This window comes from Staphylococcus succinus, assembly GCF_029024945.1.
In the GTDB taxonomy this organism is placed as follows: Bacteria; Bacillota; Bacilli; order Staphylococcales; family Staphylococcaceae; genus Staphylococcus; species Staphylococcus succinus.
In genome coordinates, this window is the sequence record NZ_CP118976.1 from 1,235,136 (window position 1) to 1,248,091 (window position 12,956).

General features: G+C 31.1%; 12 protein-coding genes and 1 other annotated feature. Of the genes, 10 read left to right on the forward strand and 2 right to left on the reverse strand.

Features of this window, described 5'->3' with window-relative positions; all coding sequences use genetic code 11:
* Positions 1–5: 5 nt before the first annotated feature.
* Positions 6–249: a binding site (T-box leader), on the forward strand.
* A gap of 43 nt (positions 250–292) precedes the next feature.
* From PYW31_RS06030 to radC, 4 genes are all read left to right on the forward strand, one after another.
* Complete coding sequence (locus tag PYW31_RS06030) at positions 293–2,923, forward strand: valine--tRNA ligase (RefSeq protein ID WP_046836654.1); 2,631 nt, start codon at positions 293–295, stop codon at positions 2,921–2,923.
* A gap of 12 nt (positions 2,924–2,935) precedes the next feature.
* Positions 2,936–4,198: a bifunctional folylpolyglutamate synthase/dihydrofolate synthase gene (locus PYW31_RS06035; protein ID WP_046836653.1), complete on the forward strand. Its 1,263-nt coding sequence runs from the start codon at positions 2,936–2,938 to the stop codon at positions 4,196–4,198.
* 281 nt (positions 4,199–4,479) lie between these two features.
* Positions 4,480–5,136, forward strand: a complete 657-nt coding sequence (locus PYW31_RS06040) for a prepilin peptidase (RefSeq protein WP_256201632.1) — start codon at positions 4,480–4,482, stop codon at positions 5,134–5,136.
* Between the two features lie 13 nt (positions 5,137–5,149).
* On the forward strand, positions 5,150–5,827 hold the full coding sequence (gene radC / locus PYW31_RS06045; RefSeq protein ID WP_046836651.1) for a RadC family protein: 678 nt from the start codon (positions 5,150–5,152) through the stop codon (positions 5,825–5,827).
* Between the two features lie 265 nt (positions 5,828–6,092).
* Here the strand turns inward: radC and PYW31_RS06050 are convergent, their stop codons facing one another.
* Together PYW31_RS06050 and PYW31_RS06055 are read right to left on the reverse strand one after the other, a co-directional pair.
* Positions 6,093–6,572, reverse strand: coding sequence for a GNAT family N-acetyltransferase (locus PYW31_RS06050; RefSeq protein ID WP_046836650.1), 480 nt, complete (start codon positions 6,570–6,572; stop codon positions 6,093–6,095).
* Between the two features lie 285 nt (positions 6,573–6,857).
* Complete coding sequence (locus tag PYW31_RS06055) at positions 6,858–7,265, reverse strand: Lrp/AsnC family transcriptional regulator (protein WP_046836649.1); 408 nt, start codon at positions 7,263–7,265, stop codon at positions 6,858–6,860.
* 113 nt (positions 7,266–7,378) lie between these two features.
* Here PYW31_RS06055 and PYW31_RS06060 point away from each other — a divergent pair, with 113 nt between their 5' ends.
* The 6 genes from PYW31_RS06060 to PYW31_RS06085 all read left to right on the forward strand — a co-directional run bounded on the left by PYW31_RS06060 (position 7,379) and on the right by PYW31_RS06085 (position 12,685).
* A complete protein-coding gene (locus PYW31_RS06060; RefSeq protein WP_046836648.1) occupies positions 7,379–8,152 on the forward strand; it encodes an MBL fold metallo-hydrolase in 774 nt (257 codons plus the stop codon).
* 91 nt (positions 8,153–8,243) lie between these two features.
* Positions 8,244–9,392, forward strand: a complete 1,149-nt coding sequence (locus tag PYW31_RS06065) for an MFS transporter (protein WP_046836647.1) — start codon at positions 8,244–8,246, stop codon at positions 9,390–9,392.
* Positions 9,393–9,837: 445 nt separating this feature from the next.
* Complete coding sequence (locus PYW31_RS06070; RefSeq protein ID WP_046836646.1) at positions 9,838–10,656, forward strand: squalene/phytoene synthase family protein; 819 nt, start codon at positions 9,838–9,840, stop codon at positions 10,654–10,656.
* A gap of 293 nt (positions 10,657–10,949) precedes the next feature.
* A complete protein-coding gene (locus tag PYW31_RS06075) occupies positions 10,950–11,387 on the forward strand; it encodes a MepB family protein (RefSeq protein ID WP_235602280.1) in 438 nt (145 codons plus the stop codon).
* Positions 11,388–11,658: 271 nt separating this feature from the next.
* Positions 11,659–12,159, forward strand: a complete 501-nt coding sequence (locus PYW31_RS06080) for a GNAT family N-acetyltransferase (protein ID WP_046836644.1) — start codon at positions 11,659–11,661, stop codon at positions 12,157–12,159.
* Positions 12,160–12,217: 58 nt separating this feature from the next.
* Positions 12,218–12,685 carry a GNAT family N-acetyltransferase gene (locus PYW31_RS06085; protein ID WP_046836643.1) on the forward strand — a complete coding sequence of 156 codons (468 nt, stop codon included), beginning with the start codon at positions 12,218–12,220 and terminating at the stop codon, positions 12,683–12,685.
* The last annotated feature ends 271 nt before the right edge of the window (positions 12,686–12,956 follow it).

The window sequence follows — 12,956 nt, forward strand, 5'->3', positions numbered from 1 at the left end:
GGAAACAAATATTGTCTACTGGGAAGAGTAAATAGTGTTAGATTTGACAGAGAGTACATGATTGCTGAAAATGTACAGTTTAACTTATTGAAGGTAGCCCACATTGAACTTTAGCTGAACTGATACAATAATCAATTGTATATAAACTAAGTTAAAGCGTGTTTGAGCGTTAATCATAATTTAAAGTGCATGAAGTTAGCGAACTAATTTCATGAATTTAGGTGGTACCACGGAATATCCGTCCTATATATGTAGGGCGGGTATTTTTATTTTTTAAGGAGGATTTTAACGAATGGAAATGAAACCAAAATATAATCCGAGCGAAGTTGAGTCTGGGCGTTATGACCAATGGGTAAACAACGGTTACTTTAAAGCAGCAGAAGATCATTCAAAAGAAACATACACAATTGTTATTCCACCACCCAATGTAACAGGTAAATTACATTTAGGACATGCATGGGATACAACATTACAAGATATAATTACTAGAATGAAACGTATGCAAGGGTACGATACATTATATTTACCAGGCATGGATCACGCTGGTATTGCTACACAAGCTAAAGTTGAAGCTAAATTAAATGAACAAGGTTTATCACGTCATGATTTAGGAAGAGAAAAATTCCTTGAAAAGGCCTGGGATTGGAAAGAAGAATATGCTGACTTTATCAGAAACCAATGGGCTAAATTAGGACTAGGTTTAGACTATAGCAGGGAGAGATTCACATTAGATGATGGATTAAGCAAAGCAGTTAAAAAAGTTTTTGTTGATATGTATAACAAAGACTTAATCTATCGCGGTGAATATATTATTAACTGGGATCCTATAGCAAGAACGGCTTTATCGGATATCGAAGTTATTCATGAGGACGTACAAGGTAAGTTTTATCATTTTAAATATCCTTATGCAGATGGTGAAGGGTACATTGAGATTGCGACGACACGCCCTGAAACAATGTTAGGTGACACAGCAATTGTTGTAAATCCCAATGACGACCGCTATAAAGATTTAATTGGTAAAAAAGTAATCCTACCAATCGTCGGTAGAGAATTACCTATTTTAGCTGATGAATATGTAGATATTGATTTTGGTAGTGGCGCAATGAAAGTTACACCTGCACATGATCCAAATGATTTTGAAATCGGTAATCGTCATAATTTAGAACGTATTATTGTGATGGATGAATCTGGTAAAATGAATGACAAGGCTGATAAATACGAAGGCATGGATAGATTTGATTGTCGTGAGCAACTTGTTAAAGACCTAGAAGCAGAAGGTTTGGTCATTAAGATAGAAGAGCATGAGCATTCAGTTGGTCACTCTGAACGTTCTGGCGCAGTGGTAGAACCTTATTTGTCAACGCAATGGTTTGTGAAAATGAAACCATTAGCTGAACAAGCGTTGAATAATCAAGAAACTGATAATAGAATCGATTTTGTGCCTTCAAGATTTGAAAAGACATTTAATCGTTGGATGGAAGAAATAAGAGATTGGACTATATCACGCCAATTATGGTGGGGACATCAAATTCCAGCTTGGTACCACAATGAAACTGGAGAAATTTACGTTGGTGAATCAGCACCAGAAGATAGTGAAAATTGGACACAAGATGAAGATGTATTAGATACATGGTTCTCAAGTGCATTGTGGCCATTTTCAACATTAGGTTGGCCAGATATAGATAAAGAAGACTTCCAACGTTATTTCCCAACGAATGTACTAGTAACGGGATATGATATTATTTTCTTCTGGGTAGCTAGAATGATATTCCAAGGATTAGAATTTACTGGAAAACGTCCGTTTAATGATGTATTATTACATGGATTAGTGCGTGGCGATGATGGGCGTAAAATGAGTAAATCATTGGGTAACGGCGTTGATCCGATGGATGTTATTGACGAGTATGGTGCAGACAGCTTAAGATATTTCTTAGCCACTGGCTCATCTCCCGGACATGATTTACGTTACTCTACAGAAAAAGTCGAATCCGTATGGAATTTCATCAATAAAATTTGGAATGCTGCGAGATTCAGTCTTATGAATATCGGGGATGATTTTAAAGTGGAAGATGTTGATTTATCTGGTGATTTATCATTAGCCGATAAATGGATTCTTACACGTTTAAACGAAACAATCGCTAATGTGACTGATTTAAGTGAAAAATATGAATTTGGTGAAGTAGGGCGTGCGCTTTATAACTTTATATGGGATGATTTCTGTGATTGGTATATTGAAATGAGTAAAATTCCTATGAACGGTGAAGATGAGGCGCAAAAACAAGTTACGCGTTCAGTATTGACGTATGTCTTAGATAATACAATGAGAATGCTACACCCATTCATGCCATTCGTGACTGAACAAATTTGGCAAAATTTACCTCACGAAGGTGAAACAATCGTGAATGCAGCATGGCCAACAGTAGACGATGCACTTACTTTTGATGAAAGTAAAGAAACAATGTTACAACTTGTTGAAATCATTAAATCTGTAAGAACATCTCGTTTGGAAGTTGATACACCACTTTCCAAAGCTATTCCTATTTTTATTCAAGCAAAAGATGAAAATATTAAAGCGACATTGCAAAATAATTCAAATTATATAGATAGATTTTGTCACCCAAGCGAGTTAACGATTGAAACTTCTATTGAAATTCCTGAAAAAGCCATAACATCTATTACTACTGCAGGCGAAGTGGTGCTACCATTAGAAGGCTTAATTGATATGGATAAAGAAATTGAACGTTTAGAAAATGAACTTGCAAAATGGGAAAAAGAATTAGATCGAGTAAATAAAAAATTAGCTAATGAAAATTTCGTAAGTAAAGCACCAGAAAAAGTAATCAATGAAGAACGTGAGAAGAAACAAAATTACCAAGAAAAATATGACGGTGTTCAATTACGAATTAATCAATTAAAAGCATAGGAGTCCTAAAACATGAATTACCTAGATAGCTTATATTGGATACACGAAAGAACTAAATTTGGCATTAAACCTGGCGTGAAACGTATGGAATGGATGCTTGAACAACTGAACAATCCTCAATTTAATATAAATGGTATTCATGTTGGTGGAACCAATGGGAAAGGATCTACTGTTGCATATCTTAGATCAGCTTTAGTTGATAATGGGTATGAAGTTGGAACTTTTACTTCACCATTTATTGAAACATTTAATGAACGGATTAGTTTAAATGGCGTTCCAATTAGTGATGATGATATTGTTGAATTAGTTCAAAAGGTAAAACCAGTGAGCGAAGCATTAGAATTAGAAACAGAACTTGGAACAGCAACAGAATTTGAGATTATAACCACAATGATGTTTTTATACTTTGGAGAATTGCACCCAGTAGATTTCGTAGTTGTTGAAGCGGGATTAGGTATAAGAAATGATTCAACAAATGTGTTCAAACCGATATTGTCTATTTTAACAAGCATCGGTTTAGATCACACTGAGATTTTAGGAGACAGTTATGTTGATATTGCTAAAGATAAAGGCGCAATCGTCAAACCTGATACGCCTGTAATTTATGCAGTCAAAAACGAAGAAGCACTTAAAATTATTCGTGGTTTTGTTGAACAACAAAACGCAGAAGGTATCGAACTTGAACGAGACATTAGTATTGTTTCTGAAGGTGAAGAATTTACGTACCGCTATAAAGATTACGAATTAGAAACGCTATTACTTAATATGTTAGGTGAACACCAAAAAGAAAATGCTGCTTTAGCAATAACAGCGCTTATTGAATTAAATGAGTCCGGTATTGTGGATTTAGACTTTAATAAAATGATAGATGGTATTGAATCTGTAAGTTGGACTGGTAGAATTGAACGTGTCAAAGAACAGCCACTAATGATTGTGGATGGTGCACATAACAATGAGAGTGTTGAAGCATTAATCAGTACTTTAAAAGGTTATTATCATGTAGAACAATTAGATATTTTGTTTGCTGCTACTAAAGGTAAACCAGTTAATGTAATGGCGGATCAACTAAAAACAATCGCTTCAACGTTTTATATAACTGATTTTGATTTTCATAAAGCTTTAACAAAAGAAGAAATATTTGATGAAGTACGTTTTGACCATAAAGAATTGGTTGATGATTATGTTAAATTCATTGAGGATTATCAAGGTAAAGGACTGATCATTACTGGGAGTCTTTACTTTATAAGTGAAGTTAAAGCTAAGATAAAATTTTAAATGTAAATAAAAGTATTAAATATGAGTAAGTTACTGTTTATAGTCTTTAATGGGATGTTGCATTTAGCATCGTAAAGAAGATACTCAGTAACTTGCTTATTTTTTTTGTTAATGTGCAGGATTCAGAATTATTCAATTCATTATAACAATATATCAATTTGTAGGGTTTTTTATGGGTGAAACTAAGGTTAGTGAGAATTTTATTAAGTAATTAAATTGACCATGATATAATTTTATCAGGAGGCGCTATATTGATATTACAACTATTATTTTGTCCAATATTGTTTAGTTACCTTTACCAATTATGTCACGTGCAATCATTTAAGTTAAACTATTTATTATTAAGGTCTCGTTGTGATTATTGTCATCAGCAACTCAAATTTATAAATATGATACCTATCTTAAGTTACATGATGCAAAGGGGAAAAACGCGATGTTGTAATCATAAATTAAGTTGTTTTTATATTATTGGAGAGTTATTGGCACTTCTTCCCACAATTATACATACATATATGGCCCTGAATGTAAATTATGCTACGTTCTTACTGATATATTTATTTCTTCTGGTTTTTTCTATTTATGATATTCAAACTTTGACTTTACCGGTACACGTTATTATTATTTTCATTTTTTGTGGCATATTTATTACACATGGAAATCTTTATACATTCCTCTATATAACGATATTACTTCACATATTTTACTTTATTTTTTATCAAGCTATAGGATATGGAGATATCTTACTATTTTCAATATTATCGTATCTATTACCGTATACTATGTTTGTATTAACAATATTGATGACTTTTCTTATAGCAGGGTTATTTGCTTTGGTTGGTATGATGGTGTTCCATCAAGCTAAACGTAAAATACCACTTGTCCCTTTTATATTTATTGCTTTTAATTTTTTAATTATTTTCAATGAACCATTAATATAGGAGTGAATTTATTTTGATGATAAAAGACCTTGCTGATTATCAGAAACCAAGAGAACGTTTACTTAATCATGGTGCCTCACAGCTATCACACGCTGAATTATTAGCTATATTAATAAATACTGGTAGAAAAGGCAGCTCTAGTATAGATATTGCGAATGAACTTTTAAAAACAGTTGATAGTTTAAAGGAATTAAAATCGTTATCGATTAATGATTTGAATAAAATTAAGGGTGTTGGATTATACAAAGCGCTCATTTTAAAAGCAGCTTTTGAACTTGGTGAACGTATGCATTCAAGGACTGTGGAAGATAAAATACAAATCACACATCCACAAGATGTAGCAGAATTTATGATGGGCAAAATGGAACATCTTACACAGGAAAAATTTGTCGTACTTTTTTTAAATTCTAAAAATGTTGTTATCAAGCAAAAGGAGATATTTAAAGGGACGTTAAATAGCTCAATTGTCCACCCACGTGAAATTTTTAGTGAAGCTGTAAAGCATGCAAGTAATGCTATTGTTTTATTACATAATCATCCTTCGGGTGATGTGACACCATCAGGTGAAGATATCAAGACAACGGAAAGGTTGAGAGCATGTGGTGAAATGCTTGGTATAGATGTGTTAGATCATCTTATTATTGGTGACCATGACTATTTAAGCATGGTAGAAGCAGGATATTTCGATTAGATAAAGCAATTTCCGTAGTATATTGATAAGATTAAGGAATAATGCAAATTAGGTATATTTGCTCTGTATCGTCTTTGAAAAAGAATATAATAGGTTATATCATTAATTCAATAACTTTAAACAGCTTTATTTTTCTGGTTGCTTATAAATGGTGGTAGGAGTAGCTATATAGTAGACGAATTAACGTAGTATACAAGGATTAAATGCTATGTCACAAATGATGCGCTGAGTTAGTTTGTTTTCAATATAAACTTGCGATTCAAAATTAGTGAATTTCTTTTTGCATTAAGTATTGTTTTACGCCATAAGTTGTAATGGTTTGACCAGTCTTATGAAAGCCCAAGCATTTATAAATGTTATAGGAAACTTCGTTTGTTTCATTAACTACTAAAGCAATATAATGTATATCCGAGAAATTATTTTTGATATAGTGATTTAATGATTTTATACAGGATTTTGCGTAACCCTTTCTAAGGTAACGCATATCAGTAGAAAAGGATCTAAAAAAAACAGTGTTTTGAGGATTGGTAGCAAAATGTTCTAAGTAGTCACTATTTCTATCTAAAACAAAAAATGTTACAAGTTGGTCATGTGCATCAAAGCCTAAAATACAGTGACAATTTTCATCCTGGCAAGATTGATTAATATGGTATGAAGGTGTCTTTGGAAAGTGTAACTGGTCCTCTTGTAGTTGATAGTCATTTATATTTTTTTCATAACATTTTTTGTATTTTACTAAATGCATGTGCTTCCCTCCATTAAATATTTAACAAATTTAAAGAATATTCCGATAATTAAAATGATTGATAACGTCTATTGATATGTGAAATGTTCCTTATAAATAAAATAATTATACTTGTTAATGTATTTAAATGCAATATAGAAAGTGGCTTTTTAAATATTTTTGAAATACTAAGGAGAAGTGATTAGTATGTAGTTTCAAAATTTAAGTAGTAATGAATCGATTAAAGTTTTACAAAAATAAATGCCGAATTAGCAACGAGCTAATTCGGCATTTATTTACATCTAGTTATGAAATGACCATGGAAACATTGTAATTTGCATGATTGTTTAAGCGTTCTAAAAACTTGTTTAAACTATTATTGTCTGGAAATCTACATTCTAATAAATAACAAGCATCACCAATAACTTTGTAATTATTTAAAATAAAAATAGTTTCTTTGTTTACAAACTCAAGATATGAGCGGTGAGAAATTTTATGCGTATATATATTAATAAAGACATGTACTTTGCAGTCTAATGCTTCTTGATTTAAATCAATGGTATAGCCAGTAATGATTCCAGCATCTTCTAATTTTTTCACTCTATTATTGGTAGCTTGACCAGTTAAGTTTATCTTCTTACCAAGGTCATTCATTGATATCTTACTATTTATTTTTAATTCACTTACGATTGCTTTATCTAATTCATCCAATATTCTTCCTCGCTTTCAAATTCCAAGTAATTAATCAAAATGTTTTTCAATTTTATATTTAAACGGCAGTGGCCTCCACGTAGAATAAATATATAAATTTAATTGGAGGCACATTTATGAAAATAAATCATATCAGAAATGCAACAAGTATAATTGAATACGCAAATACGAGATTTTTAATTGATCCTATGTTAGGAGAAAAGGGTTCTTTTGGGGCATTTCCAAATGCACCTAGGATAGATCAAGGTAATCCAATCGTTGATTTACCGATGTCGTTAGACAAAATCATCAATAACATTGATGCAATTATTTTAACACATTTACATCTTGATCATTTTGATGAAGTAGCACAAAAGGTATTAAATAAAAATATTAAAGTTTTCACGCAAAATGAAAATGAAGCGAGTCAAGTTCGTAATGTAGGTTTTAAAGATGTAGAGGTTTTATCTGAGCATACTACATTTAATGGTATTAAATTAATTAAAACGCCTGGAGAACATGGAAGAGGTGAAATAGTAGAAGACATGGGTCCTGTGTGTGGAGTCATTTTTGAACATCAAAGTGAACAGAAACTGTATATCGCAGGAGATACAGTTATGTATAGTAAAGTTAAAGAAACAATAAATCATTTTGAACCAGAAATAATCGTCGTTAACGGTGGAGACAATCAATTTTATTATGGTAGTTCACTCATTATGAACGGTTATGATGTTTATCAAGTAGCAAAAGCAGCGCCAAATTCAAAAGTCATTGTTGTTCATATGGAAGCTGTAAATCATTGGAACTTATCTCGTCATAGTCTAAAAGAACTTACAAGAGACATGGGTATCGAAAAACAAGTTTTAATACCAAATGATGGAGAGCAATATACTTTTAATAGCTTATCATAATATTGATATAGTCTTGACTTATGGAAAATCCAATATAAAACGAGTTACAACAACTTCGTTTTATATTGGATCTATTTAGAAAGGAGGTAACATGACAAATAAAATATGGACAAAGGATTTTATAATTTATTCAGTTATTAATTTCCTGCTAATATTAGTATATTTTCTATTAAATTCTACTATAACCACTTACGCTCAAAATGAATATAATGCTTCTAGTAAAATGATGGGGCTGTTAGCAGGCATATTTATAGTTGGTGCACTTTTAGGTAGGGTGACAATAGGATTTTTAAAAATAACGAAGAAAATATTAGTCATTAATACATTACTATTAATCTTATCGATAATGTTATATTTTATAAAATTAGACCAATATTTCTTGATGATAGTCCGTTTATTAAATGGTGTATTCATTGGTATTACAACAACTATTGTGGGTACAATTGTTGCCACAGTAATACCCAATCATAGAAAAGGTGAGGGAATCAGTTATTTTGCGGTGAGTACAGCTTTAGCTACTTGTTTAGGACCATTTATAGGTATATCTTTAACGAGCAATAATAACTTCATGAATATATTTTATATTAGCTTTTTATTAGGTATTATTAGTTTTGTCATTACATTACTTTTAAAAAACCAAGAAATTAATAATAAAAAGAAATTTTCATTCAATAATTTATTTGATAGACAAGCTTTACCCATTGCATTCATTATATTCTTAAGTGCTTTATCATTTTCCGGTATAGTATCGTATATAAATTTATATGCTATTGAGATTGATTTGGTAAAAGCAGCGAGTTACTTTTTTATTATCTATACTGCTGCAGTGTTAATTTCACGACCCTTCACTGGTAAAATTGTAGATGCATATGGAGCCAATATTATTATTTATCCAGCAATTATATTATTTGTATTAGGATTATGCTTATTAGGAATAAGTCATAGTGCTTGGTTACTACTTGTTTCGGGACTATGTATTGGATTAGGATTTGGTAATATTTCCTCAATTACTCAAACAATAGCAGTAAGTCATGCTAAACCACATAATATTGGATTAGCAACCTCTACTTTTATGATTTTTATGGATTTAGGGAATGGTATTGGACCATATACTCTAGGTTTGATAACGCCTTTTTTAGGTTATGCTGGTATGTATAAATCGTTAGCCATTTTGATGATATTTACGTTTGTTTTATATTACTTTATCTATGGTAAACATAGTAAAAAATTTAAACATTAGATTTCTTGAAGCAGCAGATAAATATTCATGCTGCTTCTTTCACGATAATAACTGATAGTGTAATTTAACGGAAAGTAGAAGTTGCTACTTGTTCAATGAAAGAAAAATTGAAGCTTTGTTTGGGTATGACTTATTATAGAAGTTATACTGACAACCCAATCTATGTTTAACTAAAGGCTTGAACAATGTCTTGATAAGCTCATTTCAAAATAAAAATTAAATGTTCTTTTATGACTTAAATTTAGAAAACATTAAACAATATAGATGTTAAAACCTTTTATTATGTAAGTAACCACAACCATTTTAACTAAATGGATGTGGTTTTTCTGTATCTATAAAGTCATTTATGACTTATTTCTGTTTAGTATAGATGTTTGTACTTTGGAATAATGTTTTATTTTTTAATAATGTGATAGTATTTTAAGAAAGGGAGGGAAAGATTAAAATGACAGATAAGAAATTCCCAAAGGATGCAATGCGCGTGTTAAAAGAAACAAGCCGTACATTTTATATTCCAATTACTTTTTTAGAAAAAGAATTAAAACATACGGTGGTATGTGGTTACTTAGTAATGAGAGCGATAGATGAAATCGAAGATCACGAAGAAGTTGAAAATGATGTGAAATATACGATCTTAATGCAAGTGAGCGATCTATTAAAGAAACCTTTTGATGAAACAGAATACTTCCGAATACTTGGGCCAATAAAAGAAATGATGCCTGAAGTTACTGTGCGTTTAGGTGATTGGTTAGATGCATGTCCAAATAGTACATTACCAATTGTTACGGATGCTTCTAGTGAAATGGCATTCGGGATGGCGAAATGGGCAAAAGCAAATTGGGAGGTCCATACTCGAGAAGATTTAGATGATTATACATATTACGTTGCAGGACTTGTTGGAGTAATGCTTTCAGAATTATGGGAGTTTTGTGCTGGCATCAAGACTGACCGAGATTTAGCCATTGGTTATGGGCGTGGGCTTCAGGCCGTGAATATTTTAAGAAATGAGAAAGAAGATTTAGAAGAACGTGGCGTGAATTTCGTACCAGATGGTTGGACACGCGCAGATTTATTTGATTATGCTGAGCAAAACTTGGCAAAAGCTGATGAATATATGAAGGCGATTAATAAGAGAAGTATTATACTTTTCTGTCGTTTACCTTTAGCACTTGCACATAAATCTCTAAAAGCTATGAGAGATGGGCGCGAAAAGATGTCTCGTAAAGAAGTGGAAGAAACGGTAGAAGAAGTTAAGAAAGACTAATAGTTGAAAACTGAATAAGTATTTAAATCTTAAAAAATGAAGATAATAGAAATGCTCAAAATAATAGGATAAGCTATAAGTAATATATACTTATAGCTTTTTTGTGATTTTATACATTAATAGCAAGTAGGAAAAAATGTGGCATTTTTCATAATAAGTGAAAGCATTAGTATATAGTTTTTGTTAATGATAGGGAATAAAAAAGGAATGATTATAGGGGGGTTCTTATTAAAGCGTTTGAAGCATATCAATCACTGAAAATATTTGAGATGATTTCAGATTCCATGGACAATATGAAAATTACAAATGTTGAAGTGGAATTATGGAATAGGGATTATGAGGCAATTAATTTATGCTACGGAAACACAAATGTAAAAAGTAGATTAGCAAAAAAGACACCTAAAAAGAGAGGGTATTTTATAGCTGTTTGGAGAAAAAATAATGCAAACATGAATGAGCCGTTTACTTATCAATCGTTTCAAGATAGGTTAGTGATCAATGTCAGTGATGGTCATTACAAAGGACAGTTTGTTTTTCCAAAAAGTGTATTAATAGAGCACGGCATTGTAAGTTCACAAGATAAAAAAGGTAAAATGGCGATGCGTCTTTATCCTTCATGGGAAACCGATTTAAATAAAACAGCATATCATACGCAATGTTGGCAAACTAAATATTTTGTCGATTTAATAAAAGTAAATGAACTCTATTTTCTAAATAATAATTTAAAGTAAACATACAAAAAATGCGACTTATTTTGTGTTGAAATAGAAGTGTACGAGATAATTCTGAAAAGTGTAGTATAGGAAAATGAAATCAACGAGTAATCTATTAGGAATGAATGTGAATCTTATGAACAATGATTAATTCGCTGACGTATTGATCTGTGGGATAAAAGTGTAGTGATTTTTGAAAATAATATAGATATGTGAATTTTAATTTTAATTCATATGTTGTTGGCCGAAATTTTGCGTTTATATAGAATATCAATATAGGAGTGATTAGATGCTAATGACTAAACGACTTATAATGGTAAAGCCTGATTTAAAATATGCTGATGAACTTTTTAATATACATTCAGATCTAATTGCTACACAATTCACACCACTAACTAGACATTTAACAATTGAAGATACAAATCAAATGATACGGAATTGGATTAGATATTGGGATGAAAATAATTATGGGTATTTTATTTTTATAGATAGATGTAATGGAAATGTATTGGGGAGCGGAGGAGCTATAAAGAAAGAGTATTTTGGCGATATATTTTTAAATGTTTATTATCGTATATGTCCTAATTATACAGGGGAAGGATTAGCTTATGAAGCTATGAATAAAATAATTGACTGGTTAAAATCAAATGTAGATGATAAGTCAAAATTTATCATAAGAACGGATAAAAACAATGTAGCTTCCATTAAATTAGCAGAAAAGCTAAACTTTCAATACAGGTCTACAAGAGATAATCATTTAAACTGTGGTGATATATTTTATATTAAATAAATAGCAACATCAGAAAATACTATTATCGTAAGAAAAATTATTTGTGAGGAGGGATTAAATGGAAATTAAAGTAGCCACAAGCATGGATGTAGCACTAATTAATTATATTATGAAAAGTGCTTTCGCAGAATATAAAGCAAGTGAATTACCTTCGAGTGCACTTCAAGAAACGGAAAAAATGATTTTAAATGCTTTTAAACAAGGGGAAAAAGCACTCATTGCTTACGATAAACAAGAACCGGTAGCGATGGTTCGATTTAAGCAAATAGGTAATAATATACATTTTACGCGTTTATCTGTTATTCCTGACAGACAAGGGGAAGGGATTAGTAAAATGTTATTAGTATCATTGGAGCTACGTGCCCAAAAATGTGGTATGACTAATATAGTGTGTAAGGTACGCGCAAACGTACCAAGAAATATTAATATTTATAAATCAATGGGATATAAGCAGTGTGAGGAGCAAGTGATATATAAGGAATATGGGCAACCATTAAAAGTTGTAACTATGTTAAAGGAGTTATAACATATACAATAATGAAAAATTATTTTAATTACTTATTCATTTACTATATTGATTTAATAATATTGGTTGAAGTGGTTCTACTCATCCCTTGGAAGAGATAAGCAATAAAGACTTTTAAATAATTAGCATATAGTGGGTGAATTATGGAACGAAAAAATTTCTAAATTTTATAAATGGTAGTACTAAACAAAAATATATGGTTGTATCTGAAAGAGTATCCTTTAACTTTTCTATGGTTAGTAAAATAGTAGGAGATAAGATTAAGCTGATA

What these genes read in the sequence shown, in the direction of transcription:
- PYW31_RS06030 (WP_046836654.1), top strand. Translation starts at nt 293, where the DNA reads ATGGAAATGAAACCAAAATATAATCCGAGCGAAGTTGAGTCTGGGCGT.
- PYW31_RS06035 (WP_046836653.1), top strand. Translation starts at nt 2,936, where the DNA reads ATGAATTACCTAGATAGCTTATATTGGATACACGAAAGAACTAAATTT.
- PYW31_RS06050 (WP_046836650.1), bottom strand. Translation starts at nt 6,572, where the DNA reads ATGCATTTAGTAAAATACAAAAAATGTTATGAAAAAAATATAAATGAC.
- PYW31_RS06060 (WP_046836648.1), top strand. Translation starts at nt 7,379, where the DNA reads ATGAAAATAAATCATATCAGAAATGCAACAAGTATAATTGAATACGCA.
- PYW31_RS06065 (WP_046836647.1), top strand. Translation starts at nt 8,244, where the DNA reads ATGACAAATAAAATATGGACAAAGGATTTTATAATTTATTCAGTTATT.
- PYW31_RS06070 (WP_046836646.1), top strand. Translation starts at nt 9,838, where the DNA reads ATGACAGATAAGAAATTCCCAAAGGATGCAATGCGCGTGTTAAAAGAA.
- PYW31_RS06075 (WP_235602280.1), top strand. Translation starts at nt 10,950, where the DNA reads ATGAAAATTACAAATGTTGAAGTGGAATTATGGAATAGGGATTATGAG.
- PYW31_RS06080 (WP_046836644.1), top strand. Translation starts at nt 11,659, where the DNA reads ATGCTAATGACTAAACGACTTATAATGGTAAAGCCTGATTTAAAATAT.
- PYW31_RS06085 (WP_046836643.1), top strand. Translation starts at nt 12,218, where the DNA reads ATGGAAATTAAAGTAGCCACAAGCATGGATGTAGCACTAATTAATTAT.